General features: G+C 49.8%; 21 protein-coding genes. 20 read left to right on the plus strand and 1 reads right to left on the minus strand.

Annotation, left to right across the window (positions count from 1 at the left end; genetic code table 11):
- Positions 1 to 89: 89 nt before the first annotated feature.
- From MKY82_RS02800 to MKY82_RS02820, 5 genes are all read left to right on the plus strand, one after another.
- On the plus strand, positions 90 to 1,106 hold the full coding sequence (locus MKY82_RS02800) for an NAD(P)-dependent oxidoreductase (RefSeq protein ID WP_339295449.1): 1,017 nt from the start codon (positions 90 to 92) through the stop codon (positions 1,104 to 1,106).
- The gene (locus tag MKY82_RS02805) at positions 1,106 to 2,188 is read left to right on the plus strand and encodes a dihydrodipicolinate synthase family protein (protein WP_220686751.1); all 1,083 of its coding nucleotides are present in this window, start codon (positions 1,106 to 1,108) and stop codon (positions 2,186 to 2,188) included. Before MKY82_RS02800 ends, MKY82_RS02805 begins: the two co-directional genes overlap by 1 nt.
- 39 nt (positions 2,189 to 2,227) lie before the next feature.
- Positions 2,228 to 2,911: an L-serine ammonia-lyase, iron-sulfur-dependent subunit beta gene (sdaAB, locus tag MKY82_RS02810; protein WP_071222255.1), complete on the plus strand. Its 684-nt coding sequence runs from the start codon at positions 2,228 to 2,230 to the stop codon at positions 2,909 to 2,911.
- The gene (gene sdaAA / locus MKY82_RS02815; RefSeq protein WP_220686750.1) at positions 2,908 to 3,825 is read left to right on the plus strand and encodes an L-serine ammonia-lyase, iron-sulfur-dependent, subunit alpha; all 918 of its coding nucleotides are present in this window, start codon (positions 2,908 to 2,910) and stop codon (positions 3,823 to 3,825) included. The genes sdaAB and sdaAA overlap by 4 nt, the downstream gene beginning before the upstream one ends.
- A 115-nt stretch (positions 3,826 to 3,940) precedes the next feature.
- Positions 3,941 to 4,186, plus strand: coding sequence for a hypothetical protein (locus MKY82_RS02820; protein WP_339295450.1), 246 nt, complete (start codon positions 3,941 to 3,943; stop codon positions 4,184 to 4,186).
- 396 nt (positions 4,187 to 4,582) lie between these two features.
- On the opposite strand, the gene MKY82_RS02825 is transcribed toward MKY82_RS02820, so the two are convergent.
- The gene (locus tag MKY82_RS02825; RefSeq protein WP_220686748.1) at positions 4,583 to 4,768 is read right to left on the minus strand and encodes a hypothetical protein; all 186 of its coding nucleotides are present in this window, start codon (positions 4,766 to 4,768) and stop codon (positions 4,583 to 4,585) included.
- A 683-nt stretch (positions 4,769 to 5,451) separates the two neighbouring features.
- On the opposite strand from MKY82_RS02825, the gene MKY82_RS02830 reads away from it, so the two are divergent.
- The 15 genes from MKY82_RS02830 to MKY82_RS02900 all read left to right on the plus strand — a co-directional run bounded on the left by MKY82_RS02830 (position 5,452) and on the right by MKY82_RS02900 (position 26,856).
- Positions 5,452 to 6,315 carry an ABC transporter permease subunit gene (locus tag MKY82_RS02830; protein WP_220687530.1) on the plus strand — a complete coding sequence of 288 codons (864 nt, stop codon included), beginning with the start codon at positions 5,452 to 5,454 and terminating at the stop codon, positions 6,313 to 6,315.
- 22 nt (positions 6,316 to 6,337) lie between these two features.
- Entirely contained in the window at positions 6,338 to 7,216 is an 879-nt protein-coding gene (locus MKY82_RS02835; RefSeq protein ID WP_028406193.1) for a carbohydrate ABC transporter permease, read from the plus strand.
- 124 nt (positions 7,217 to 7,340) lie between these two features.
- Complete coding sequence (locus MKY82_RS02840; RefSeq protein WP_339221331.1) at positions 7,341 to 9,035, plus strand: extracellular solute-binding protein; 1,695 nt, start codon at positions 7,341 to 7,343, stop codon at positions 9,033 to 9,035.
- A gap of 143 nt (positions 9,036 to 9,178) precedes the next feature.
- A complete protein-coding gene (locus MKY82_RS02845; protein ID WP_220686746.1) occupies positions 9,179 to 10,888 on the plus strand; it encodes a histidine kinase in 1,710 nt (569 codons plus the stop codon).
- Positions 10,866 to 12,485 carry a response regulator gene (locus MKY82_RS02850; protein ID WP_220686745.1) on the plus strand — a complete coding sequence of 540 codons (1,620 nt, stop codon included), beginning with the start codon at positions 10,866 to 10,868 and terminating at the stop codon, positions 12,483 to 12,485. Before MKY82_RS02845 ends, MKY82_RS02850 begins: the two co-directional genes overlap by 23 nt.
- A gap of 615 nt (positions 12,486 to 13,100) precedes the next feature.
- Complete coding sequence (locus tag MKY82_RS02855) at positions 13,101 to 14,708, plus strand: extracellular solute-binding protein (RefSeq protein ID WP_194540661.1); 1,608 nt, start codon at positions 13,101 to 13,103, stop codon at positions 14,706 to 14,708.
- A 79-nt stretch (positions 14,709 to 14,787) separates the two neighbouring features.
- Positions 14,788 to 15,753: an ABC transporter permease subunit gene (locus MKY82_RS02860; RefSeq protein WP_083397714.1), complete on the plus strand. Its 966-nt coding sequence runs from the start codon at positions 14,788 to 14,790 to the stop codon at positions 15,751 to 15,753.
- Entirely contained in the window at positions 15,747 to 16,628 is an 882-nt protein-coding gene (locus MKY82_RS02865; protein ID WP_127593775.1) for a carbohydrate ABC transporter permease, read from the plus strand. The genes MKY82_RS02860 and MKY82_RS02865 overlap by 7 nt, the downstream gene beginning before the upstream one ends.
- A 65-nt stretch (positions 16,629 to 16,693) precedes the next feature.
- A complete protein-coding gene (locus tag MKY82_RS02870) occupies positions 16,694 to 18,934 on the plus strand; it encodes an AraC family transcriptional regulator (RefSeq protein ID WP_339295451.1) in 2,241 nt (746 codons plus the stop codon).
- A 23-nt stretch (positions 18,935 to 18,957) separates the two neighbouring features.
- Positions 18,958 to 19,965, plus strand: coding sequence for a zinc-binding alcohol dehydrogenase (locus MKY82_RS02875; RefSeq protein WP_339295452.1), 1,008 nt, complete (start codon positions 18,958 to 18,960; stop codon positions 19,963 to 19,965).
- A 347-nt stretch (positions 19,966 to 20,312) separates the two neighbouring features.
- Entirely contained in the window at positions 20,313 to 21,536 is a 1,224-nt protein-coding gene (locus tag MKY82_RS02880) for a glycosyl hydrolase family 8 (RefSeq protein WP_339221346.1), read from the plus strand.
- Positions 21,537 to 21,811: 275 nt separating this feature from the next.
- Positions 21,812 to 24,226 (plus strand): LamG-like jellyroll fold domain-containing protein, encoded by a 2,415-nt coding sequence (locus tag MKY82_RS02885; RefSeq protein ID WP_339295453.1) that lies wholly within the window; start codon positions 21,812 to 21,814, stop codon positions 24,224 to 24,226.
- Positions 24,227 to 24,521: 295 nt separating this feature from the next.
- A complete protein-coding gene (locus MKY82_RS02890) occupies positions 24,522 to 24,926 on the plus strand; it encodes a DoxX family protein (RefSeq protein ID WP_113059259.1) in 405 nt (134 codons plus the stop codon).
- Between the two features lie 22 nt (positions 24,927 to 24,948).
- Complete coding sequence (locus MKY82_RS02895) at positions 24,949 to 25,575, plus strand: nitroreductase family protein (RefSeq protein ID WP_339295454.1); 627 nt, start codon at positions 24,949 to 24,951, stop codon at positions 25,573 to 25,575.
- Positions 25,576 to 25,749: 174 nt separating this feature from the next.
- Positions 25,750 to 26,856 carry a hypothetical protein gene (locus MKY82_RS02900; RefSeq protein ID WP_339295455.1) on the plus strand — a complete coding sequence of 369 codons (1,107 nt, stop codon included), beginning with the start codon at positions 25,750 to 25,752 and terminating at the stop codon, positions 26,854 to 26,856.
- The last annotated feature ends 58 nt before the right edge of the window (positions 26,857 to 26,914 follow it).

A 26,914-nucleotide genomic window follows, 5' to 3' on the forward strand; every position in this document is an offset into this window, starting at 1 on the left:
CCTATTTAAAGACGATTTAAAGATTTGTCTTTATATCAATTGGGGCCGTATGATGAAGAAGAATCATCAATCGGAGGAGGAGATTGTTCATGTTAACCGTTGCGGAATTAGAAGCGAAGCTGGCGGAGCCTTCAGCACAGCTTGTTGCCGATCTGGCATCTTTGGAGGGGGATATTCTTGTGTTGGGCGTCGGCGGGAAAATGGGTCCCAGCCTTGCAAGGCTGGCGGCCAACGCCGTTCGGGAAGGCGGTGGAGGAAAACGGATCATCGGCGTATCGCGGTTCTCGAACCAGGAGGCTAGACGTGAGCTGGAGGAGGCGGGCGTTCAGACGATGTCGTGCGACCTGCTGAACGATGGGGAACTGCAGCAGCTGCCCGAGGCTCCGAACGTGATCTACATGGCGGGCAATAAATTCGGCACGACCGGGCGTGAATATTTTACTTGGGCGATGAACTCGTACTTGCCGGGCCGGGTGGCCGAGAAATTCAAGCAATCCAGAATGGTCGTATTTTCATCAGGAAATGTGTACCCGTTCTCACCGGTGGGCAGTGGCGGAGTCAACGAATCCGTTGCGCCGGAGCCGGTTGGAGAGTATGCGCAGTCTTGTCTCGGCAGAGAGCGCGTCTTTGAATACTTCTCCCACCAGAATGGTACGCCGATGGCGATTTACCGCCTGAATTATGCCATCGACATGCGGTACGGCGTTCTGCATGAGCTGGCCAGATCGATTCACGAGGACCGGCCGATTCACCTGGCGATGGGGCATGCGAATATCATATGGCAAGGAGATGCCAATGAGATGGCGCTCCGTTCGCTCCTGCACTGCAGCTCTCCTCCGGAGATCATCAACATTACCGGACCGGAGACGATGTCGATCCGCTGGGCGGCACAGGAATTGGCGGCACGGATGGGCAAGGAAGTGACCTTTACGGGTACGGAATCCGAGACCGCACTCCTGAACAATGCTGCGAAATCCCACCAGCTGTTCGGTTATCCGAAGGTGTCTCTGCTGCAGATGCTGGACTGGACCGCAGCATGGGTACAATCGGGCGGCGAGAGCTGGAATAAGCCGACTCACTTCCAAGAGAGAAAGGGGAAATTCTAATGAGCGGACAGGTTCCTGCAACTCAACGTTTAGCCCCCGAGAAGCTTAAAGCTCTGCATGAAGGGCTTGTCATACCGGCTCACCCGCTTGCTTTGGATGAGAACCGAAAGCTGGACGAACGACGCCAGCGGGCATTAACGCGCTATTATGCGGCATCCGGTGCGGGCGGTGTTGCCGTCGGCGTTCATTCGACACAATTCGAGATCCGTGACAAGGGCATCGACTTGTATGAACCCGTGCTGCGACTTGCGGCAGAAGAGGTTCGCAAGGCGAAGCTGGATCGCCCGTTCATTATGGTGGCCGGCGTCTGCGGCCCCACGGAGCAGGCTGTAGAGGAAACGGAGATCGCCCGAAAGCTCGGCTATGACGCCGTCCTCCTCAGCATGGGCGGTTTAAGCGGCTGGAGTGAAGAAGACATTCTAAGGCGCACGGAGACGATTGCGCAGAGGATGCCGGTGATCGGGTTCTACCTTCAGCCGTCGGTTGGGGGCAACATCTTCTCCTTCGACTTTTGGCGCGCCTTCGCCGAAATTCCGAATATCGTGGCAATCAAGATGGCTCCCTTCAACCGCTATCAGACGATTGACGTCGTCCGTGCCGTCTGTTATTCGAGCCGCAGAGATGACATTGCGCTCTATACGGGGAATGATGATAACATCGTCAACGATTTGCTGACGACGTATCAATTCCAAGTGGACGGGACGCTGGTCACCAAGCCTATCGTCGGCGGTCTGCTCGGTCATTGGGCGGTCTGGACCAAGAAAGCGGTAGAGCTGCTGGAAGAAATCAAGGAGGCACGCACAGAGAAGCAATTCGCGAAGGAGTGGCTCATACGCAATGTGGAGATTACCGACTCCAATGCGGCCTTTTTTGATCCCGCACATCAGTTTGCAGGCTGTATTCCGGGCATCCATGAGGTGCTCCGCAGGCAGGGGCTGCTGCAAGGCACATGGTGCCTGAATCCGCATGAAACGCTGTCTCCCGGACAATCCGAAGAGATTGACAGAGTCTACCGGGATTATCCGCATTTGAACGATGACGATTTTATACAAGAGCACTTGGAAAGTTGGCTGGCGGACTGATACAATGAGGGCAGAATAGTTGAAAGTGGGGAATCGCGCATGCGGTTTAAAGATGTGTTTTCTATTATTGGGCCCAGTATGGTGGGGCCGTCGAGCTCTCATACCGCTGGGGCCGTGCGGATCGGAAGGGCTGCGCGGCGCATATTTGGAGCATTCCCCGATCAAGCGGAAATTGTGTTCTACGGTTCTTTTGCCGAAACCTACCGCGGCCACGGCACCGATCTGGCTGTCGTGGGCGGATTGCTCGATTTTGCCACGGATGATATGCGTATCCGGAATTCGATCGAGCTTGCGGAGGCGGCAGGCATTGAACTTAATTTCAAAACGGCACAGAATGTGGCCTTTCACCCGAACACCGTTGAGCTGAGGCTGACGGACGGCGATCATACCGACGTCATTGCAGGCGCTTCCATTGGCGGAGGCAGTGTGGAAATGCTGCGCGTGAACGGTTTCGACGTTAAGTTTACGATGAATTATCCGGTGCTGCTGGTCTTTCATGATGATACGCCGGGCATGGTCGCGCATATCACCCGGCTCCTGGAGGCAGGCGGCGTCAACATTGCCTATATGGACGTGGACCGCAAGGGAAGAGGCGGCGATGCCATGACGGTGGTGGAGTCGGATGAAGCGGTCCCGGCTGAGTTGATGAAGCATATCGAAGGGCTGCCGAGCGTGCACCGCGTCGTCGTTGCGGATTTGACAGTAGAGGAGGCGCAGTCATGAAGTTTTCTACGCTGGAGCAAATCATTGCGTGCTGCCGGGAGGACCAGGTTACAATCGGCCAGCTGATGCTGAATGAGCAGATCAAGGAAACCGGCAAGAGCAAGGAAGAGACGTTTAAACAAATGGCCGATTATTACGGCATTATGAAGGAAGCGGTGCACCGGGGGATCCATGAACCTGTTCCTTCCAAAAGCGGACTGACCGGCGGGGATGCCGTGCGCGTCCATCAATATATGAGCAGCGGGGTGCCTGCGCTCGGTACCGACGCTTGCACGGCACTGGCCTACGCGCTGTCCGTGTCCGAAGTGAATGCCTCCATGGGGCGCATCGTGGCTACGCCGACAGCAGGCTCCTGCGGCATTATCCCCGGCGTATTCGTCAGCACGCAGGAGCGCTTCGGCTGGGAAGACGAGCATCTGGTGATGGGGCTGTTTAGCGCAGGCGCGATCGGCTACGTGATCGCCAACAATTCGTTTATTTCCGGTGCGGAGGGCGGCTGTCAAGCCGAAGTGGGCTCAGCCATCGGCATGGCGGCAGGCGCTCTGACAGAGCTGAGGGGCGGCACGCCGGAGCAAGCGGTTCATGCCGTTGGACTTGCACTGAAAAATTCCTTAGGGCTCATCTGCGACCCGGTTGGCGGACTGGTCGAGATTCCTTGCATCGTGCGCAACGGCTTCGGTGCCGTGACCGCGCTGGCGGCATCGGATATGGCGCTGGCCGGCGTTCGAAGCGTCATCCCGTCGGATGAAGTGATTGACGTGATGCTGGAGGTCGGGACGGCCATGCCGTCCAAGCACCGGGAGACCGCGAAGGGCGGACTTGCGCAGACGCCGACAGGAAAAAAAATCTTGAAGGATTTGTACGGCAAGGAAGGCAAGAAGCTGCGCGAAAAGGGCACAAAAGGGGGGGAGTAACCGGGTGTGACGCTGTTGAATATCGGTATTATCGGACTGGACGCGTCCCACATGGTCGTTTTTCCCCGGAGGATCGCCGGACTTTCCGCTTAGCACCGGCCGGGTGGATGCCTTCATGAAGGAGATCAAGGAGCAATTCGGCGTTGCGCTTCTAAATACTGGAAGAGCTGGTTGTCGCTTGTGCTGCCGTCCTTCTGCTGTCGGCAGATGGGTGGGTGCACCTGCGGCAGTTCCGCTCGATCGCGCTTCCTATGGCAAGCGGGTGTTCCTCGACAAGCTGTTGGCGCTGCGTACGCATGAGGCGAAGGAGATCCTCACTTGGTATCGGCTGTTGAAAAAGTTCGAAGTACTCTCTGGATAAGGATGAACAATAAACATGCTATATAAGAGATTCCAAATCCGATACAAAATGACTGGCTGCCTCCGTATGTAAGAGAAGATCTTGTGGCTCAACTCCTTGACTCATCAAGGCCGCGATGCTCTGTTCAGCATATCCCAAAATCTTGTCGACATCCGAAAATGCAGTAAGATCCCCGCCGTCTGCCAGCGGCTAGCCGGCTGTCTTCAGCGCACGGACGGTCATCACCATCATGTTCTGGCGGTGAGCGGCTGATATCCTCTAAAGGTCTGGTGAGTAAAGGCGCTTACAATCCCCATTCCACTGCAACGGCGATATCATCGGCGATATCCTCGTTAGTATGCACATCGCTGAACAAGAACTCCGATTTGGCGGTACCCTCTAATTCATGAGCTTTAATTAGAAGCGAGACGGAATCTTGATCGAAGCGGCAGGAGTAAAGCTGCCTTCTGCCGCTTCCTGGATGATTCCTCCTGTTACCTTGAGCACGCCAACACCGACATCAGGCCCAACTCTGGCACCAACGCCAGCTCCAGCACCGGCACCGGTACCAACGCCGGCTCCAACTGAGGCCGGATAGAGCAATTACCCGTGCCGAGTTTGTATTTGTACTGTCCAGTCTCCTCGATGTGAATGGCACGAAGCTTGCCGATTTCAAGGATACCCACAAGCATTGGGCACGGGATGCTCTTGCTGATTTCGCTGCAGCCGAACTATTCAAGGTTACAAGGATGGCAGCTTTAAGCCTAATAAATCGATTACTCGTGAGGAATGGTGGTCAGCTTATCCCGTATTTTGGATCTGGAAAACCTGCGGAAGGAATCTCAAGGCGTGGAATTCTTGGACCTGCAGGGATCATGGGCATCAGATATCATTAGACGGACTGCGCATGCAGGAATCATCTCCGGTAAACAAGCACTGTTGGAGCATCTAAAGTAAAACCATGCTACTATAGCGCCCCTGATAGGGAAGGACCTGTGATTCTTCAGGCCATTCATATCAGAGGCGCTTTTCATATTTATAGTAGATTACAGGATTTACGCTGACAGCAACAATTTGTTATCGATGCTTTTAAATTACCGTATATCTGAATTCATGGGGACGGTAAGATAAATCTATAAGAAAGGTCAACCATGTTGGTACAGAAGGGAAGCATGCGAATGAAACAAACGGAATCATCCAATAAGCAAAGGGAGAGCGGCAAGAGTATAACGCAGGCTGCTTCAAACCGAAAGGGTGCGAAGTGGAAAAAGACGATTGTACTCGATATGATGCTGGCACCGGCGCTTATTCTGACGTTTATTTTTTCTTACATTCCAATGGCAGGTCTAGTCATGGCGTTTCAAAATTACAGGCCGGCGTTAGGGATGACGGGATCAGAGTGGATCGGATTTGATCACTTTAAATTTTTGTTCAGCATTGATGAGAACGTTCAAGTCATCTGGAATACGGTCATTATCGCAGGGCTGAAGATGGTTGCGAATCTGATCGTTCCTTTCATTTTTGCTCTTCTTTTAAATGAGATCCGAAAGATGCTCTTTAAAAGAGTAGTCCAAACGATTGTTTATATGCCTCATTTTCTGTCTTGGGTACTTGTGGGGGGGATCTTGATTGATCTGCTGGCACAGGATGGGGGCCTTGTGAACCAGACTCTAACCGGCGTTTTTGGCATAAAACCGATATTCTTTTTGGGAGACGGGGACTGGTTCCGCTTTGTCGTGGTAGTGAGTGATGTGTGGAAAGAGTTCGGTTTCAACACCATTGTTTTTCTGGCAGCGCTGTCAGGCATCAATCCCTCGCTGTACGAGGCGGCAGAAGTGGACGGAGCGGGAAGATGGCAGCAAACCTGGTCGATTACCATCCCTTCCATGCTTCCGATTACGATCGTGGTCGGCACACTTGCGCTCGGCAATATATTGAACGGGGGCTTTGATCAAATTTTCAATCTGTATAATGCTCTCGTCTATGATAAAGGCGATATTATCGATACCTTTGTTTATCGCTACGGAATTATCGGCGGTAAATTCAGCTTCTCCACGGCTGTGGGTCTGTTTAAGTCGGTTGTCAGCTTTGTCCTGATCGTTATCGCTTACCGGATGGCCTATAAACTGGCGAATTACCGAATCTTCTAGAAGAAAGGAGGCCTCAGGGCGCTTGTATCATAAATCGACTTCTTACAAAGCTTTTACAGTGTTTAACTACGTGTTCATGATTGCGGTTTCGCTGGCTTGCATTATTCCCTTGGTTCATATTCTGGCTGTTTCATTCAGCGGCAAGGCGGCAGCGAGCGCGAATCTGGTCAAGCTGTGGCCGGTGGACTTCACTTGGGATGCTTATGTAAAAACAATAGCGAATGAAAATTTTATAAGATCCATTTGGGTTACACTCCAGCGTACGGTCCTGGGCACCGTGTTCGGTATGCTCATTGTGATCTTTGCGGCTTACCCGCTGTCCAAGGAGACCCGCAGCTTTAAACGAAGAAATATCTACATATGGTATTTTGTGTTTACCATGCTCTTTAGCGGCGGTTTAGTCCCCTTCTATATCTTGATTCGAAATCTGGAGATGCTGAATACGCTGTGGGTTCTGATTTTGCCTGGTGCGGTTTCGGTATGGAATATGATCCTGCTCCTTAATTTCTTTCGGGGGATTCCAAAGGAGATGGAAGAAGCATCGTTGATTGACGGGGCGGGACATTTAAGGACCCTTCTAAGTGTGTATCTACCGATTTCAACACCCGCCTTGGCTACGCTTTCCCTGTTTACCTTAGTCGGCCACTGGAACTCATGGTTTGACGGCCTGCTGTTCATGACAGATCACAAAAATTATCCCCTAGCTTCTTACTTGCAGACAGTTATTGTTCAGCAAGATTTCAGTAAGGTATCTGTCAGGCCGGAGGATCTCGAAAACATCTCTCAGAGAACGGTTAAAGCGGCTCAGATTTTCATCGGAATGGCCCCGATTCTGCTTGTCTATCCGTTTCTGCAGCGGTTTTTCGTAAAAGGCATTGTACTAGGGGCTGTTAAAGAATAGAGCCATTGTCTCCATAGCATTTCGATGGGAGGTGAGGGAAGGCTGGCCGTAAGAGAACAGGTTCGCATTTGATAATAAACATCTTGCACATATCACTTTTAAAGATTAATAGGGGGTTGAAAAAATGGCAATAACGATGAAAAAAACCGTGATGGCCTTATTAAGTACCGTCATGTTATCCGGCGTATTAGCAGGCTGCTCCGGTACCAGCAAAAAAACAACAGAAGAAGCGGGTACGGGGGAGGAGAGCTTTTACTCGGCTCCTTTTGAAAACGGCAAATATACAGAACCGGTAAGCTTGACCACCGTATTTCCGATTTCCAGCAACCTGAAGTTCAAAAACGGAGAAAACATCGAAGACAACGTCCATACCCGGTGGGCAAAGGAGGCCCTTGGCATTGATATAAAATACTTATGGACAGTCAGCGAACAAAACAATGCCTATGAAACCAAGCTGCGTCTCATGCTGACGGCCGGCGAAGAAATGCCTGACATTGTGGCATTCCGGGGAAGTCCTGCCCTGATTGCCGATCTGATTGACAGCGGGCAATTTGCGGATGCAGGTGAGTTGTTTGATAAATACGCTTCTGATATTTACAAAAAGGCGATGGCAGAGGATCCGAATGTCTGGAATCCTTTGATGAGAGATGGAAAAAGAATGGGTATTCCGATTTTGGAAAATGCCTACAATAATGATCCTGTGATGTATATCAGAGAAGACTGGCTTAAAAAGCTGGACCTGAAGGCACCGACAAACATAACTGAGCTCGAGACCGTCATGGATGCTTTCACAAATCAAGATCCGGACGGAAACGGCAAGAACGATACGACAGGTCTTTCCGTGGGGTTTAAAAACAACCTGAACACCTGGATGTCGGATTCCGGATGGATATTCGGAATGTTTGGGGCCATGCCGAACCAGTGGAACAAAACAGAAGATAACCGGCTTGTTTACGGTTCTGTCCAGCCTGAAATGAAACCTGCTCTACTCAAAATGAAGGAGTGGATGGATAAGGGATACATCTCTGCCGAGTCCGGGTTGTATGATGAAAATAAGGCGACGGAAGCATTCACGGCAGGGAAGTCCGGCATTATCGTAGGTCCGTACTGGATGACAGGGTGGCCGCTTCCAGACTTGAAGGTAAACGTTCCGGATGCAGAGTACAAGCCATACCCTCTGCCAGCAGGGCCGGATGGCAAAATTGGACGTCACGGTACTGCGATCAGCAGCGGCGCGGTATTGATTAACAAGGATATGAAACATAAAGACGCTTTCTTCGTGTATCAGAATTACCTGTTTGATCACTGGGCTAATCCGGAGAGCACGGTCTTTACTGATGGATTTGCCAAAGGTTATGATTACGATATTGGTCCGAACGGAGAAGTGTATAGAGAGCAGCAGAGCGATAAAATACCTGGCGGATGGGTGGATGCCATTCGGTATACGCTGACCTTTGACGGTGCGATCATTCCAAATCTGATGATGAACTCCCTGGCCAAGCTTGCAGACGGAGCCGAGCCGGCTAACCAGTATGAGAAAATCCTATCGGAACGTATTGCTGAGCAGATTCAAGCAGCCAAAATTGTAATCGATCAGAAAGATGCTGTTATGCCGGAAATGTTCACAGGTGCGCCAACTCCTACACAATTGTCCCGCGGGGATATGTTGAGCAAATTGGAGAAAGAAGTCCTGAACAAAATTATTTACGATAAAGCTTCCATTGACGAGTTTGATGCCTTTGTGGAAAAATGGAAATCTACCGGCGGGGATCAAATAACGGAAGAAGTTAACGCCTGGTATCAATCTGTCCAGAAATAAATAGGACACAGGTTGGACAAGGGCAGCCTTAAAGGCTGCCCTTTATTTGCAATATTCTTATTGGCTAGAACACCAATCCAGTCATAATAAATGTAAGTTTGCTGCCAAGATTGATACAGATCATGCTCCAGGAGGAACTGCTAATGATAACGCGACTGTCCATTTTTCAGAAACTTCTATTATTTCTTCTGCTCATGGTGGCGGTTATTGTTATCGCTTTCTGGTACATTTATAACTTGAATATCAAAGCTATACAGTCCGAAGTCAATAAGAACAAGATGAATGATATCCGTTTTATCACCTCCCAGCTTTCAAGCCAGTTTGAACAGGTGCTCATGAATACGATGACGCTTTCTCAAGACTCCACGGTCCGCGGCTTTCCTTATGCTATAAAATCCGGCGATAAATATTCGCGGTATGAGACGAAGCTTGCCATTATGGATAAGCTGGCGTTGAACTCGGCCTCCACCTCCTGGAACAATACCGTGATTCTCTACTATCTTAATGAAAGAGAAATGGTCTCATCCGCGAATTCCTTTTCGTTTACAACATTCAAGCTTCCGGATGCAAAATACAACGAATGGACGATTCATATGGAGGATGACGAAACAGGTTATTACTCCTATATCATGCGGAGTCATCTCAGCGCGCTGTTGATCGAGGTTAGAATTTCTTTGGAAAATATAAAAAAGATGATGCAGCAGTACAATTCTGGAATTCCTTTGCTTTATGATGCCGGAAAAAATACGTTCATTCGCAGGGAGTTTGATCTCCACGAGGATTCATATCGGACGATAGCAGAAGGAATCACTGGCGAAAGCGGTTCTTTTGTATTAAAGGATCAGGGAACAGAGTATCTGGTTAACTACATGAAATCCGATATGCTCGATCTTTATTTTCTCGACTATCACCCTAAGAGCCAGTATACCAAACAAATCTTTCGCAATAACCAGTATTTTGTTTATGCGGTTCTAATCGTACTCATAGGGGCTCTCGGTTATACCCTGCTGTTGCAAAAACAAGTTCAAAAGCCTATTCATGTGCTTCGGAGAGCGATAAACCGCTTTGACCGGGGAGATTTGTCCAGCAGGGTCGCCACTCTGAATTCCAACGAGTTCTGGATGCTTGGCAATTCGTTCAACCGCATGGCCGAGAATACCCAAAGACTGATCGAGCAGGTGCTGTTAATTGAAATTGAAGTGAAGGAAGCCAAGCTTAAACAGTATCAAGCCCAGATTAATCCCCATTTTCTGTTTAATTGCTTGAATTACATTCAAAGCAAGGCAAGTGTCAAAGATTACGAATCCGTAACGGCAATGACACTTCACCTGGGGTCTTACTGCCGGTATATTCATAAAATTGAGCTGGTTGATTCTACCTTGCTGGAGGAGTACACATTTGTAGAGCATTTTCTTTCCATCGTCCAGCTCCGTAAACGAGAGATTGCCTTTGACATACACATTCCGGAAAGCCTCTATGATGAACGGGTGCCAAGGATGATTCTTCAGCCTTTGGTCGAGAATTGCGTGAAGCATGGAATTGAGCCGGGAATACGGCCAGGGATTGTCTCTATAACCGCTGTGCTTATCAAGGATGGGTTCCAAATAGTCATTTCGGATAACGGGGTAGGGATGACGGAAGAGAGAAGGCAGGCTATTCAACGACACATGGATGACGTGGTACCACAGAATGGAGCTCTTGGAGCCGGCATCCGGAATGTGCACCAGCGGCTTCGTTTGTATTACGGAAAAAACTCCGGCATTATTATTGAATCAGCGCTTTCTAAGGGAACCTGTTACCGGATTCACATCCAGAAGGGAGACGTTGAACATGCTGCAGATCTTGCTGGTTGACGATGAACAATATGTGGTGGACGATCTGAAAGTCGCCTTCCCATGGACGGAGTTCGGAATCGGCCAAGTCCATAAGGCCTATTCCGGGCTTCAAGCCAAGCAGCTCCTGCAGGAATATCTAATTGATATCCTCATTACGGACATCGCCATGCCAGGCATGAGCGGACTGGAGCTGGTTGGCTACACGAGAGAAAGCCATCCCCAAACCAAATGTATTCTGCTTACGGGATTTTCTGATTTTGAATACGCGGTAGAAGCGCTTAAACATGGAGTGCTTGAATATCTGGTCAAACCGCTTGATCAAAACAAGCTGCGTTCTGCACTCGAGTCAACTATACAGAAGATTCAGGAGGACCTGCGTATATCAGCCTCTTTAGATAACGCCAAGCTTGCCTTCTATGAGCATTTGCCCATGCTGAAAGACAAGCTGCTGTGTGAGCTGATTCAGGGGAAAAAATTTAAAGCGGGCGAGCTGGCGGAGAAAATGGAAGTCTATCAGATCTCCATTCACGAGCAGGATCGGATATATTTGGTTTTGATACGTTTGGAAGAGCGTTTCACCAATTATGGACCAGACAGCCAGATGCTGTTCGAATATGCCGTTATTAATATTGCGGAAGAGATATTTGGGGACAGCTTTGAAGTTTGGCATTGTCGGGACCCATATGAATATCTCGTGCTTATTCTTAAACACAAGGAAGACGAAGAGGTACCGGATCAAGAGAACGTGATGAAGCAGCTTAATTATAAGGCAGATCAACTTCACTACAATGTGAATGAATATTTGAAGGGGGGCATCTCGGTCGTAGTATCCTATTCCGGCTTGTTCGCTCAAGATGTGCGGACAATGTACGAAGATGCCGTATATGCGCTGAGACAGCAGGTGGGTAACTGCCAAGGATATTTACTGTCGGTGGCAGGAAAACCTAAAGAAACCTCTGTACAGCCTTTAACCATTCTCTACGAGCCGCCATCACTTATTCATTTGCTGGAGACCGGGCAATGGACAGGTTATAAGGAACGGCTGAACCGAATCAAACAGGAGTGCGGGAGCCTGTCCGGTTATAATGAGGAATATTTTGAAGAAATCCGCAGCTTGCTGCTGGCCTCATTTCATTATATAGCTCATAAAAATCAAAAACTTTTATCTGATTTAGTGGGATATGAACGAATGCAAAGATCCTCCTTTCGCTCACTGGAGCAACTGATTCGATGGGGAGAAGAGCTGGCGGACCTTTTAAAGGACAAGCTGGAGACGGATACACGTTCAACCCAGCAGAGAGTGGTTCATGAGATCCGTCACTATGTAGACCACAGTTATGCGAATGCCAGCCTTCAAGCAGCAGCCGACCATGTCTCGCTGCACCCGTCTTATGTGTCAAGGCTGTTCAAACAAGTGACAGGGAGCAGCATTAGTGAATATATTCATAAAGTAAAGATGGAACGGGCTTTAGTTCAATTAAAAGATTCGGAGGCCAAGGTTTACGAAATATCCGAACAGCTTGGATATTCGAATTCCCAATATTTCATTAAGGTATTTAAAGATCAATTCGGGATGACACCGCAGGAATATCGTGAAAAAGCAGCAATCAGATAACTTCTCACCTTATCCGTGATAAAGAGGGGCGAATTGCCATATATAGCGGGTGATGTGCAGATGAAGCTTCTGATCCAAAGCGAAGAAAGACGAAACGGGTGAATGAATTCACTCCCATTTTCTTATAACGCCTAAGGCATCAACTTCTCTAATATACGATGACGAAGAGAAGAAATTTAACATACTCCGTGAGGGATTTCGTTATGAAATTCCTCGCTTTTTTTATCTATTTCTACCGCTTTAGCATTTTCCATCTCCCTGAAAAGCCTGATATTAAGCGGGTTTTCGGCTTTTTATCCGCCTGATCGAGAAAAAACACCATCTCGCAGAAATACGCTTCTTTACGAATCGTGGAAGCGTTTTTATGATGTGGATGGGTAGAAAAATCCGTGCCGGGGATCGGCATCGGCTGCCCGAATGATTTTAGAATATTCCCTGCGCTCAGCTGGGGATCTTCGCCAACAAGGAGGAATGGTAGAAAGCGACTTGCATCAGCAGCGCAGACCGGATAAGTAAGCAAACATACACAGATGAGTGGAAATGACGGGGGTAGAGTAGCGATCGCACAGATTCAGACAGCCTGATTTAAATGATGAATTATGAGGAGGAACGAACATGACAAAAAAGTGGTTTCGCATGGCACTCGTATTTACATTAATCATTTCGATCCTGGCAGCATGCAGCGGAGGAGATAAAGAGGCAGCTCCCGAAACGGACGGAGACACAGCACCTCCAACGGCACCGGCAGATCCCGATCAATATGGAGATACAGGAGGCCTCGCGCTTCCATTGGTCGATAAACCGACAACGATCAATTGGATGGTCGTCAGCGAGAAAACCAATCTGAACGATTCCTTGCTTGCCAAGGAAATCGAGAAGCGAACCGGAATCAAAGTGAATTTCCAGGCTTATTCCTCGGCTACGTTTCAAGACAAACTGAAAGTAACCGTTGCATCCGGCAAGCTCCCGGACATTATCCATGGGCTGACGCCTCCAGAGCTGAAGAAGATCGGCAAACAGAAAGCGGTTGTTGCCATTAACGAATATCTCGACATGCTCCCGAACTTCAAAAAAATGTATGTGGACGAGAACCCGTGGGTCATTCCGTCCTTCGGAGACGAATCCGGCAACATCTATACCTGGCCGGTTGCGAACATTAACCGTGACGTCAACCACGGCTTCCTGTACCGCAAAGATATTTTCGATGAGCTGGGCATCAAGGAATGGACGAATACCGACGAGTTTTACCAGGCTCTGAAGAAGTTGAAGGAAGCCTATCCGGACTCCTATCCTTACGCCTCCAAGACGAAAGAGCACATTTTCCGCGACTGGGCCTTCGGCTGGGGAATCGGCGGAGCCAACTATCCGACGTATTACGACGAGACGGCGAAGGTGTGGAAATACGCTACGATACAGCCAGAGCACAAAGAAATGCTCGATTTTATGAAGAAGCTGTATAACGAGGGACTCCTGGATCCGGAATTCATGACGGACACCGACGATTCCTGGACGGCGAAAATGACGTCAGGCAATAAATCCTTTGTGACCTATGACTGGATCGGACGTTTGGACCTGTTCTACAACCAGGTGAAGGATCAAAACCCGAATTATGACCTGAGATACGGAAATCCGGTTGGACCGACCGGCAACGGCAAAACGATCGAGAGCATCACGAACGGCTTCAGCATCGCGGTAGCAAACAACGACAACAAGGAAGCTGCCCTGAAGCTGCTCGACTACCTGACGAGCCCGTCCGGCGCAACGCTGGTAACGATGGGCGTGGAAGGCGAGACGTTCAAGATGGAAGGCGATAAAGCCGTCTATCCGGAGCTGACCGACGTGCCGTTGGTGGATATCAGCGTGCTGGAGGACCGTTATGGTCTGTGGCTGCAAGGTCTGTATGTCAATTCCGATAAGCGCAGCGTGTACTTCAACTACACGGAGAAGGAGCAGGAAGCTCAGGATAAGCTGCTGAACGGAAATAAATTCGAGCCGCTGGATCCGGTTGTGAACTTTACGGATGACGAAACCGCAACGATTGCGGAAATCCAAACCTCGCTGAAGAAATTGGCGGATGAATTTAACGCAAAATACATTCTGAACAAAAACTACGGCGATGCCGAGTGGCAGCAATGGCAGGTTCAGGCTGAGAAGCAGGGAGCTAAACAGCTCGTCGATATTTTCAACGCAGCCCAGAAGAGATTGGATGAAGCCACGAATTAATCTGCAGAAGAAATAGGAGTGATGGCGGCATCCGGGTACCACGCTCGGGTGCTGCTCATCATCTTAAGGAGGGGACACCATGTCAAGTGCAGGGACAGAGACGAATCTCGCCAATCCCCGCGGCGGGCTTGGAAGAAGAATGGTTTCGGCCTTTCAGCATATGAAGCGGGACAGACAGCTGTTGATTTTGTTTATCCCGTGCCTGTTGTTTTATATTATTTTCCGATACGGGCCCCTGTACGGCTTAATCATTGCCTTCAAGGACTACAGCGTATTCACCGGCATCCTGGAGAGCGACTGGGTGGGGCTCAAGCATTTTGAGAAATTTTTTAACAGTCCGGATTTCTGGCTGTTGTTCAAGAATACGCTGCTTCTCGGCGTGTATAATCTCATTTTTGGTTTTCCTTTTCCCATCATTCTGGCGATTCTCTTGAACGAGGTCAGAGTGAAATGGTTCAAAAAGTCGGTTCAAACACTCAGCTATCTGCCTTCGTTCCTGTCGGTCGTCATTATCAGCAGCATGATCATCGACTTCCTGTCGCCCAATCAGGGGATCATTAACCAGCTTATCGCCGCGCTAGGCTTTGAGAAGACGTACTTTCTCATAGAACCGAGCTGGTTTAGAACCATCTATGTTTCCTCGGATATCTGGGCAACCGTCGGTTATGAGGCCATTATCTATATGGCTGCTATCGCAGGGATCAGCCCGTCGCTCTACGAAGCGGCCAAGGTGGATGGTGCCAAAAGACGCCACATGATCTTCAGAATTACGATTCCCGCCATTCTTCCAACGATTATTATCATGTTTGTCTTGAAGACGGGATCGATGCTCCGGATCGGATACGAGAAGGTACTGCTGCTTTATAATCCGATGACCTACGAGGTAGCGGACGTATTCTCGACATATGTCTACCGGAAAGGGCTCCTGGAGAGCAACTATAGCTATGGTGCAGCCGTGGGCTTGTTTGAAGCCGTGGTTGCCATGATATTGCTGCTGTCCTCCAACTACTTCAGCAAGCGGCTGGGAGGTAGCGGATTATGGTAAACAACAAACGCTTCAGCCTTCGGAATATCTCGTTGTTTGGCATCATCAATACGCTGATTCTGACGTGCCTTGCCATTATTACCGTGTACCCTGTCGTGTATATCACCGCCGTTTCCCTCAGTGCAACTTCCGAAGTGGTGCAAGGGAATATCACCTTGTTTCCCAAGGGATTTAATTTGGACGCCTATGCCCAGGTGCTAAATGATGATCGGGTGCCGCGCGCCTACCTGAACACGATTTTTTATACCGCGCTCGGTACGGTGATTAATCTGCTGCTTACGGCCGTAGCGGCTTATCCGCTCGCACGTAAAAACTTTTTCGGGCGCAAGTTCTTTCTGCTGGCAATCATCATGACCATGTTCCTGAATCCGGGGATCATTCCGAACTACCTAATTGTATCGGAGCTTGGCCTGCTGGACAGCGTATGGGCGCTCGTGCTTCCGAATGCGATTTGGACCTTTGAACTGTTAATCCTCAAAAGCTTCTACGAGAACATGTCGGAATCTCTGCGTGAGGCAGCTGTTGTTGACGGCGCTTCCGAGTACCGTATTCTGTTCCAGATCGTGCTTCCGCTGTCCAAACCGGCGCTGGCCTCAATCGGATTGTTTTACTTCATGGGTCACTGGAACAGCTTCTTTATCCCGCTGATTTATCTGAACGATGCGAATATGTATCCGCTCCAGGTCGTGCTTAGGGATATGCTGATTTTCAGCGAGAACGGCAGCAACCCGAGTCTGGTGGATGCGTCGGCGCTTGCTCCGCAAGCCATGAAGAATGCAACCATCGTGCTGTCGATGATTCCGGTGCTGCTGATCTATCCGTTTGCCCAGAAGTATTTTGCCAAAGGGGTCATGCTAGGTTCCGAGAAGGGATAACGGGGAGGTGACGAGGGCTTTCATGTTGAATATGAAGGGATGACATCCAAGAGAGGTGAATCCGTATGAATCGATTGATCGCCAACAGAGGTTTGCTCCAGATTTTCTTCGCTCTGCAACTGGTCGTCGGCATCATGTTCATATTCAATTACATTGTGTACAAGAATTCCATTACCGGAATTTACGACAAGGTGAGCGAGAACAACCGGATGGTGATCAGAAATATCATTCAGTCGTTTGATACCAGTTTCTCCTCCATAAACAACCTGATTTTTAATATCCATGCGCTTCCTTCAGATCGGATGCTGATGGAGAACGGCATGCTGGACATGGAGAAAGTCATCTCCTTGCAGGACAGCGTCTCCAGCATTGTGTCCAACGTGGACATCGTGGAGGATGTGGTCATCTCGTTCGACAATCATGATTTGGCCATTACGACGCGCGGAACCAGCAACCTCGACGCCTTGTTTGACAGGCGGTACAAGTCCCAGAAGTTCAACTCGATGTTCTGGAAGACGTTTACCCGATCGGAGCACGAGCTTACCATCTTTCCGGCAGAGGTTTATGCGGATCAGAGCAGCGGATATGGCCGTAATTTGATGATAGCCGTGGACGGCAACAAGGTCAGGATGTCGAACAAAAACCTCATGGTCCTGATCAACGTGAACCGGCTGCTGAAAGGGATCGATTTGAACTCGATGATTCCCGGCGCCTCGCTCATCGTGCTGGATGCGAACCGGAATGTCATCTTGAGCACCGAGAAGGATCTGGATTTGGTAGGCATTCTGAACGACGTATACTTTAACCCGTCGCAGGAAGCCTCCCTCACGCACGACGATTTTGAGTACAATTTCTACAAATCGGACTATAACGGTTATATATATATCAATAAATTGCCGTATAAGTTTCAAAATATCGATTCCGTCACGAATGCCAATACCTGGATTATGTACGGCGCGATTGCGTTAAACGTCATCTTGTCGGTGCTGCTCAGCATCTATCTGTACCGGCCGGTGAAGAACATTGTGCAGCTGCTCGGAGGCAGTTCTCTGAAAGGGAATGATTTTGTAAAAATCCAGAGCGGCATCATCAAGGTCCAGCGGGAGAATGAATCCCTGAAGAAGCAGATGGACCTGGTGGATGAGGATATTCGCCGCGGCGTGTTTCTGCAAACCCTGGATGGCCATCACCATTCGCGCGAGCAGGAAATGCAGATGCAAAAGCATTACACGCATTTTTTCCAGTGCCGGCATTTCATGATGGCGGCCGTGTATTTGCAGCCTGCCGGCAAGGGAGCGGCCCAGGCGGATTTTGTCCTGGAGGAGTTGACGGCCCAGATTCGAAGCAGCCTGCAGGAACGCTATGAACATGTGGTGGTTTATCATGTGGAAGAACTGAGATTCCTTGCGCTTATCGGTTTGGATCAGCCGTCGGACCGCAAGCAGCTGGTACGGAAATTCGAAGACTATATCCGTCTGTGCAACCAGGAGTATACGGATATGTTCACGGTGTGGGGCTGCGTTAGCCGGACATATGAGTCCAAGATCAGCAACTGCTGCGAGGCATACCGGAATATTAAGGATGGCCGGTTATACCGGAATGTGAAGGCAGACACGGATATGGTCGACACGGAGCAAATCCGCTACGTCCCGGATATTTATTATCCGCTTCAGCAGATTGAGAAGCTGAGCAACTGCATGCTGAGCGGCAAGGTGGACGAAGGACTCCAGATCGTGAGTGACATTGTTCAGCAGAATGCCGATCTTCACATCCATCATCATCAGCTGGTGCACATTGCGAAGAGTATGTTCTTTCTCGTCATGAAGCAGGCGGACTCGCCGTCCGTTGATCGCAATGAGCTGTTTCGGCTGGAGAGTGATTTCATCCGCAAGGTCGATCAAGCCTACACCTATGAAGAGATTCAGAAGGCGCTGATGGAAGTGATGCGCGTGGTGGCCAATACGCGGAACCATGATCCGCGGAGCAAGCTGAATCCCGCCTTCATCTCCCAATATATCGAACTTCATTATATGGAGAATCTGTATTTGGACCATATGGCTGAAGTGCTGGATACCAGCTCGAAATATTTCTCGAATTATTTCAAGAAGACATTCGGCGTCAATTATGTGGAGTATTTGAACAAGGTCCGACTATCGCACGCACGTGAATATCTCCGGAACACGGATCTCAGCATTGCCGAAATCGGAGAGAAAACGGGGTATTCGAACTCTTCCACATTTACGACAACGTTTAAGAAGTATAGCGGCGTATCGCCCAGCGAATATCGGAAAGCATCAGGAAAATAAGAGGTGGAGCAGGAGGGTTCATATTGAAGGCTGTTGCCACGATTCATGGAAACGTGATCGTTGATCAAATCGAGAAGCCGGCTGAATTGCCGGCAGGCCATGTGCGGATTCGTACCGAATACTCGGCGGTCAGCCCGGGCACGGAGATGATTTTTATACGAAGAGCATCGGATCAGAAGGTCATTATGGGTTACAGCGCTGTTGGAATTGTCGAAGACATGGGGGAAGGCGTGCAGGGGCTAACCGTTGGTCAACGGGTGGCCTGTTATGGGGCTCCTTACGTGCGCCATGCCCAGTGGCTTACAGTGCCTTCCAACCTAACAGCGATGGTTCCGGATGGCGTGGATCCGCAGGAAGCGGCTTTTGCGGGACTGGGAGCGATTGCAATCCATGCCCTGCGGGTGGCGGATCTTCGCTTTGGCGAATCGGCCGTGGTGGTCGGACTTGGCATCCTGGGGCAGATCATTGCCCAGATCGCGCACGCGGCGGCTTGCCCGGTTGCAGGATTTGACCTGAACCCGGAGCGGGTGCAGGGGATGAAGCGGCATATTCCTTATGCCTATGATAACCGGGAGCAGCTTGAGGAGCAGATTCAGGTTATGACGGGCGGATATGGAGCCGACAGCGTTATTCTGTGCGCAAGCGGTCCCGGGGAGGAACTCATCAACTCTTCGATGTCATGGATTCGGGATAAGGGAAAAATCGTCATTGTCGGCGATTTGTCCATGACTTACGCCCGGGACCGGATGTTTGGCAAGGAGGCGCAGGTGCTCATATCGCGAGCAGGCGGTCCGGGCCGTTACGACGCAAGCTATGAACTCAACAATACGGATTACCCGATCGGCTTTGTGCGCTGGACGGAAGGCCGCAACATCGCCGAGTATATTCGTCTGTTGGCGGAAGGGAGAATATCGGTTAAACCGCTGATCTCGCATGTGGTCCCCGTGGATGAAGCGGACAAGGCTTATGAGCGGTATGGCCCTGGATCAACGACGCTGGGGACGATATTTAACTACGCGGACAACGCTTGAGTTCCGGGAATGGGATTCCGGCACAGGAATGGAAGAGGAAACATGATAGCTGTCTTTCCGAGCAGTGATGGCGCTGCAGAAAGGCGGCTTTTTGCTTGCGTCGGAATCAATTCCGTCAAACTATTAATTTACAATAATATACAATTCTATTATACTAGTAGTAGATATGAATAATATCTTTTGTTATATGGAGGCAGTTACATATCTAATTTTCTTGGTATTAATACATATAAGCAGCGTTCCTCGTTTCCATCGATTATTGGAAGGGTGGTGGTTGATTCGAAACCGGTTTACCAGGCTGTAGTGGTAATGGCTTTCCAATTCGTAAAACAAAGGAGCGAAGCGTGATGAAAGTATTCCGAAATTCGATCATCCGTAAGTCTGCTGTGTTGTTCTGCGCTGTTCTACTGATTTTGCCAGCCGGATTGTCTCTGGCGGCCAACAAGCCGTTTCCCCAGCATACGTCGTATACGAGCGGTTCGATTAAACCGAACAATGTGACGCAGTCAGCGATGGACAATGCGGTCAAGAGCAAATGGAACAGCTGGAAAGGGTCTTTCCTGAAGCCTGCAGCGACAGGGCAATATTACGTAAAATACAATTCGGCGGGCGAGACGGTGTCCGAGGCTCATGGCTACGGGATGCTCTTCACCGTTCTGATGGCGGGATACGATAGTAATGCCCAGTCGTATTTCGACGGACTTTATCGCTATTATAAAGCGCATCCGAGTAATAACAATCCGTATCTGATGGCTTGGAAGCAGAACAGCAGCTTTCAGAATATAGGGGGAGCCAATTCGGCAACGGACGGCGATATGGACATTGCCTACGCACTCCTGCTTGCGGACAAGCAGTGGGGAAGCAGCGGGGCGATCAATTACCTGCAGGCAGCAAAGGATATGATCAATGCCATCATGAGCAATGACGTTAATCAGTCGCAGTGGACGCTGCGCTTAGGCGATTGGGCAACAAGCGGCATCTTCGACACCGCTACGCGGCCATCGGATTTCATGCTGAACCATATGAAGGCATTCCGTGCGGCTACCGGCGATGCCCGCTGGGATAACGTCATTAATAAAACCTATACCATCATCAACTCCATCTATAACGGCTACAGCTCCAATACCGGCTTGCTTCCGGATTTCGTAGTCATGTCGGGCAGCAATTATCAGCCTGCAGAAGCGGGATTCCTGGAGGGGGCAAATGACGGGAAGTATTATTATAATTCGTCCCGGACCCCTTGGCGGATTACGACCGACTATCTGATGACCGGCGATACGCGCGCGCTGAATCAATTGAACAAGATGAACACGTTCATTAAATCAGCCACAAGCAGCAGTCCTGCCAACATCAAGGCAGGGTATAACCTGAACGGCAGTGCACTGGTGACTTATAATAGTGGGGCGTTCTATGCTCCTTTTGGCGTAAGTGCGATGACTTCGTCCAGCCACCAGAGCTGGCTGAATTCGGTATGGAGTTACACGGCGAATGCATCCGCCGAGGGATATTATGAGGAAAGCATCAAGCTGTTCTCGATGATCGTCATGTCGGGTAACTGGTGGACATATTAACGCATGACGCCCTTTAATTTTATGTAAACATAAAACAAAACCCTGATCCGCATTGGATCAGGGTTTTGTTAGGTCTTTCCTACCAATAATTGATTTGTAGCCATAAATAATAAGAATTTGCATTGATATTTCATGCCGAGCAGTGTTAATATCTTATCAAATATAAAACATTTTATATTAATCTAAATTAAACAGCGACGAATTTACGAAACTAAACATCTTGGTTTTTCATTTATGTAAGGGTTTACAAAAAACGGGGACGAAGGGAGAATCATATGCACAAGAGCATGCTGAGTAAGACGGCTGCGGCAGGGATAGCCGCAGTTTTAATGGTGGGAGGTTTAGGCGCTTCAGGCCAAGGACCTGCAGCGAGCGGTCCTGAGGTATACGCGCAGGAGGCGCAGGAGACGCAGGTGAAGAAGGGAGAGAAAGCGCCTATATTCCGAGAGGCATCCGTCCATGATCCGTCCGTCATCAAGACAGGGGATATATACTATGTGTTCGGTTCTCATCTGGCCGCCGCAAAATCGAAGGATTTGATGAGCTGGAACATGGTGGCGTCGGGGGTCTCGAATGGCAACCCGCTGATTCCGAACGTGACGGAGGAATTGAAAGAAACGCTGGAATGGGCACAGAGCGATACCTTGTGGGCAGCGGATGTGATTCAGCTTGCCGACGGCAAATTCTATATGTACTACAATGCTTGCAAAGGGGATTCCCCCCGCTCGGCTATGGGCATCGCTGTAGCCGATCAGATCGAAGGCCCGTATAAGGACACCGGCATTATTCTGAAATCCGGCATGTGGGACGAGATCAGTGAGGATGGAACCGTCTATGATGCAACGAAGCACCCGAATGTGGTGGATCCGGATGTGTTCTTTGATAAGAACGGCAAGCTGTGGATGGTATACGGCTCCTATTCCGGCGGGATTTTTATAATGGAGCTGGATCCTAAGACCGGAAAACCGCTGCCTGGACAGGGATACGGCAAGAAGCTGCTCGGCGGCAACCACAGCCGGATTGAAGGGCCGTACATGCTCTACAACCCGACCACGGACTATTACTACCTGTATTTGTCCTACGGGGGATTGGATGCGGTTGGCGGCTACAATATGCGGGTCGTCCGCTCCAAAAATCCGGATGGTCCTTTTTACGATGCGGAGGGCAACGATATGAGAGAGGTGAAGGCCGATCCTTCCCTTCCGATTTTTGATGACCGATCGATTGAGCCGTATGGCGTGAAACTGATGGGCAACTACTTGTTCAAGCGCTTGATCGGCGATCCGGGAACGGGGATCGGCACCGGGGCTGTATCGCCGGGCCATAACTCCGTCTATTATGATGAACAGAGCGGAAGAACATTCCTAATCTTTCACAGCCGCTTTCCGCAGCGGGGAGAAGAGCATGAAATCCGGGTGCATGAATTGTATATGAACCAGGACGGCTGGCCGGTAGCGGCTCCATACCGCTATGCGGGTGAGGAAGCCAAAGAAGCCAAGAAAATTACGCCGAATGATGCAGCCGGAGACTACAAGCTGATTCAACATGGGAAAGATATTTCGTCCGTTATTAAAGAATCGATGCCGATTGAGCTTCATAAGAACGGTAAAGTGACGGGCGGAGCATCCGGGACATGGAAGATCAGCGGCAAGCGGGATGTGCTGCTTACTCTGGATGGAAAGAGTTATAAAGGCGTACTGACTCTGCAGTGGGACCCGGAAGGGAAGCGGCAGGCGATGACCTTTACGGCTCTCTCGGCCGATGGCACAGCTGTGTGGGGCGCACGTCAGCTTGATCGAAGCGACAAGGAACTCGTGGATGCCGTGCAGAAGGACCTGTCTCTCGGGGATGTGAGCGGGGTTTTCTACGATCTTGATCTGCCGTCAGAGGGTTCCGGCGGTGCGGTTATTCGCTGGAGTTCCTCTCATTCCCAGGTCGTATCAGCGGAAGGGAAGGTCCATCGTCCTGCTGCCGGGGCCGGGGACGCGAAGGTTACGCTGACCGCTCAGATTACGAAAGGCAAAGCGAAGACTTCCAAGACCTTTGACGTGACCGTGTTGCAGCAGTCAGCAGGGCCGCTGCTGCTGAATTATCCATTCAGTGAGAATGAGGGCGGCTCGGTATTAGACAACTCGGATAATGGATTTCATGGCAAGGTCCTTGGAGGAGTCCAGTGGAATGAGAAGAGCCGGCAGGGAGGCGGAATGGACTTTGGCGGCTCGGACGGCTATATTGAACTGCCGAACCGGGTTGCGGATACAGAGGACTTTACCTTTGCTGCTTGGGTGTATTGGAAGGGTGGAGCACCGTGGCAGAGAGTGTTGGACGTAGGGAACGGACTTGCCAGGCATATGTTTCTGACACCATCCCAGCATTCGGGCGTTCTTCAATTCACGCTTCATGGCAGCATGGGAGATCAGAGCCTCCTGTCAAAGGCACCACTGCCGAGCAATGAATGGACGCACGTTGCGGTCACGCTGCAAGGGGATGCCGGTAAGCTGTACGTGAACGGTCAAGTCGTAGCATCCGGTGATCATATGAAGCTGAATCCGAATGAACTGTTGGCAACGGAAGCTTATTTAGGTAAAAGCCGTTTTGCGGCCGACCCTTATTTTAACGGGAGCTTGGATGAGGTGCGGATTTACAACGTGGCGCTAACCGACAGCGAAATCAAGAAGCTGGCGGAATGACTTTACACGATGAATCATGAGTTATGCGTGCAGACTACCGTCTGCACGCTTTTTGTATTGGCGTTTAAATAAACGGTTGACAGGAGGATGTATTTCATATATCTTAATATTAAGTTAAGTGACTATATAAAAGTTAGTTGATTGAAAGGGGTAAGTTTAAAGTGTTTAAACGTTAGCGAAGATGAAGCTGGTTAATCATTCTATATGTATATATCTTTAAATCAAGATATCGGTAAACGGTGTCGATGGATTTCTATAAATTATGAAAATGAAAAATAAAATGGAGGCGAATAAAATGGCTATAGATATTGGATTGTTGTTACTTCGTTTGGTGGTTGGTTTGTCGTTCATGGCGCACGGCGCGCAGAAGCTGTTTGGATGGTTTGGCGGTTACGGACCCAAAGGGACCGGCGGCTGGATGGAATCGGTTGGCATTAAGCCTGGTGTCACAATTGCGGTGTTGTCAGGACTGATGGAGCTGGTTGGCGGGCTGTTGTTCGCGGCTGGATTTCTCACGGTGCTCGGTGCAGCGCTCATCACGCTGACGATGCTGGGCGCAATCGTGAAGGTACATGGCCGAAACGGGTATTGGTCTACAGCGAATGGGTACGAGTATAATCTGCTGTTGATCGCAGTCGCAGTTGCACTGGTATTCACGGGTGCGGGTGCATATTCACTGGATGCGGTAATCTTTAACTAATCGATGATGGAGGCGTGCGGATATGAGTGATCTGACAACATTAATTAAGAGCCGGAGATCGGCCAATCGGTTTATGGAAGGGATCGAAATTCCGGATCAGGATTTGAATGATATATTTACTGAAGTTAAATATGCGCCTTCGGCTTTTAATTTGCAGCATACACACTATGTTGTAGTTAAGGATCCCGATGTCAAGCACAAGGTTTACGAAGCCGCCCACAAGCAGCATAAGATACTCACCGCGTCGGCCGTCATCGTTGTGCTGGGGAACCGGCAGGCCTACCGGGAAATCGGGAGAATGAATGAGGGTTTCCTGAATTTGGGCGTGATCGACAAGCTCGAATATGACATGACGGTTGAATCCGTCACGAACTTTTATGAAGCGGGCGGAGAATCCTTCATGAGGGATGAAGCCATCCGCAATGCCAGCCTATCCGCGATGTTAATGATGATGGTGGCTAAAGACAAGGGGTGGGATACCTGCCCGATGATCGGTTTTGATCCCGAGATTCTGCAGAAGGAACTGAACATTCCGGATTCTTATGTGCCTGCCATGCTGATCGCGATTGGCAAGGAGGATGCAAGAAAGCCACGTCCCCGGGGCTATCGCAAGCCTGTATTGGAATTTGTAAGCTATAATCAATTTTAAATGATGCATAATATGAGAAGGAGCTCCCACTGCAGGTCTTTAGATCTGGCGGGAGCTTTTTTTCATCTACAGTGATAAACATTCCCCTCTGTTATGACGATGATGAATATAAAGAGATCGGTACAGCGCCAATCCTAAATACGATTGTATTTGTTATATATGGAGGTGAACGAAGTGAAGACGAGGAAGAGGCCGTATCTGCGATCCGGACAGATCCTAATTATGGCTGTCATGACGATGATGTTAATGGTGGCATGCACGAAGGAGGTACCGGAATCCGTATCCGTACAGCAAACCGCCGCCACGCCGAGCGCAGGAGAAGCCGGGAATGCATCGGAAATGCAGCCGCCAGCTAGGGAGAGTTTGCGTACGGCATTCCATTCGGAAGAGCAAAGCCATCACCAGGTTAAGCAAGAAGTAGAGCCGCCAGCGGGGGAGTCCAACCATGATCCGATTCAAGCGGTTCTCAACATGTATGAGGCGCTTCAGGCTAACGATTCTGCATCGTATTTCCGTCATGCTGACATTGCGAGCGTCCGTATGTCCCCCGCCATGCTGAAGGTGCTGTTCGAAGAGGCCGGCAAACGTGAGGTGAGACCGGAACGATTCAAGCTTTTTGATAAGGAGGGGCTGGATGGGGAAAGTCGCCAGCTGCTATCACTTACGTACGGCAGCCAGGCCGAGGTTGTGCTGGAGGAGCTAAGTCAGGGCGATCATAACTTGTGGTTTGTGACGGCGTTCCCGGATGGGCTTAAAGTGGTGGAGCAATCCACGATCTACCCCGGGGCCTATGAGCTTGGAAGAGAGGCGACAATGGAAGAGCTTATCGCTATAGAGATCCAGCATACGGCGGAAGACAGGACATTTCTGGCAGCAAAAGCGAAGCAGCCTGTATGGAGTCCGGTACAGACCGTTTCCTTGCTGTATCAGGCAGCACAGGCGGAGGATGCGGAAACCTTTTATGCGATATCGGGTGGAGATGAGGGATACTTTTCGGGTCAGTACGTCCGGGACATGGTGGAATTTACGGAATGGATGAGAGCTTTTGAAAGCGTGCAGCATATTTCAATCGAATCGGTTCCGCAGGAGAATTTGGCTGGGAGTTATAGAGAAGAATATAATAAAAGCTTTGGCGACGCATGGCGATTCATTGTGGCTTGGGACCCGAAGGATGAAGCAGGATACCAAGGGACATACTGGATTATGGCGCCTGGCGAAGACGGAATTCGATATGTGGTAAAGCAGACGCTTACTGCCAATCTGGAATCATTTTTTAGATGAGGAATGAATACATACATAAACCTTAGTAAACATAGAAGCCCCGCTCATCAGAGCAGGG

Origin of the sequence: Paenibacillus sp. FSL W7-1279 (genome assembly GCF_037969845.1) — a bacterium.
GTDB lineage: Bacteria > Bacillota > Bacilli > Paenibacillales > Paenibacillaceae > Paenibacillus_AQ.

What these genes read in the sequence shown, in the direction of transcription:
- MKY82_RS02880 (WP_339221346.1), top strand. Translation starts at nt 20,313, where the DNA reads ATGAAAGTATTCCGAAATTCGATCATCCGTAAGTCTGCTGTGTTGTTC.
- sdaAB (WP_071222255.1), top strand. Translation starts at nt 2,228, where the DNA reads ATGCGGTTTAAAGATGTGTTTTCTATTATTGGGCCCAGTATGGTGGGG.
- MKY82_RS02890 (WP_113059259.1), top strand. Translation starts at nt 24,522, where the DNA reads ATGGCTATAGATATTGGATTGTTGTTACTTCGTTTGGTGGTTGGTTTG.
- MKY82_RS02870 (WP_339295451.1), top strand. Translation starts at nt 16,694, where the DNA reads ATGAATCGATTGATCGCCAACAGAGGTTTGCTCCAGATTTTCTTCGCT.
- MKY82_RS02800 (WP_339295449.1), top strand. Translation starts at nt 90, where the DNA reads ATGTTAACCGTTGCGGAATTAGAAGCGAAGCTGGCGGAGCCTTCAGCA.
- MKY82_RS02830 (WP_220687530.1), top strand. Translation starts at nt 5,452, where the DNA reads ATGATGCTGGCACCGGCGCTTATTCTGACGTTTATTTTTTCTTACATT.
- MKY82_RS02845 (WP_220686746.1), top strand. Translation starts at nt 9,179, where the DNA reads ATGATAACGCGACTGTCCATTTTTCAGAAACTTCTATTATTTCTTCTG.
- MKY82_RS02850 (WP_220686745.1), top strand. Translation starts at nt 10,866, where the DNA reads ATGCTGCAGATCTTGCTGGTTGACGATGAACAATATGTGGTGGACGAT.
- MKY82_RS02840 (WP_339221331.1), top strand. Translation starts at nt 7,341, where the DNA reads ATGGCAATAACGATGAAAAAAACCGTGATGGCCTTATTAAGTACCGTC.
- MKY82_RS02805 (WP_220686751.1), top strand. Translation starts at nt 1,106, where the DNA reads ATGAGCGGACAGGTTCCTGCAACTCAACGTTTAGCCCCCGAGAAGCTT.
- MKY82_RS02865 (WP_127593775.1), top strand. Translation starts at nt 15,747, where the DNA reads ATGGTAAACAACAAACGCTTCAGCCTTCGGAATATCTCGTTGTTTGGC.
- MKY82_RS02855 (WP_194540661.1), top strand. Translation starts at nt 13,101, where the DNA reads ATGACAAAAAAGTGGTTTCGCATGGCACTCGTATTTACATTAATCATT.
- MKY82_RS02820 (WP_339295450.1), top strand. Translation starts at nt 3,941, where the DNA reads ATGAAGGAGATCAAGGAGCAATTCGGCGTTGCGCTTCTAAATACTGGA.
- MKY82_RS02860 (WP_083397714.1), top strand. Translation starts at nt 14,788, where the DNA reads ATGTCAAGTGCAGGGACAGAGACGAATCTCGCCAATCCCCGCGGCGGG.
- MKY82_RS02885 (WP_339295453.1), top strand. Translation starts at nt 21,812, where the DNA reads ATGCACAAGAGCATGCTGAGTAAGACGGCTGCGGCAGGGATAGCCGCA.
- MKY82_RS02895 (WP_339295454.1), top strand. Translation starts at nt 24,949, where the DNA reads ATGAGTGATCTGACAACATTAATTAAGAGCCGGAGATCGGCCAATCGG.
- sdaAA (WP_220686750.1), top strand. Translation starts at nt 2,908, where the DNA reads ATGAAGTTTTCTACGCTGGAGCAAATCATTGCGTGCTGCCGGGAGGAC.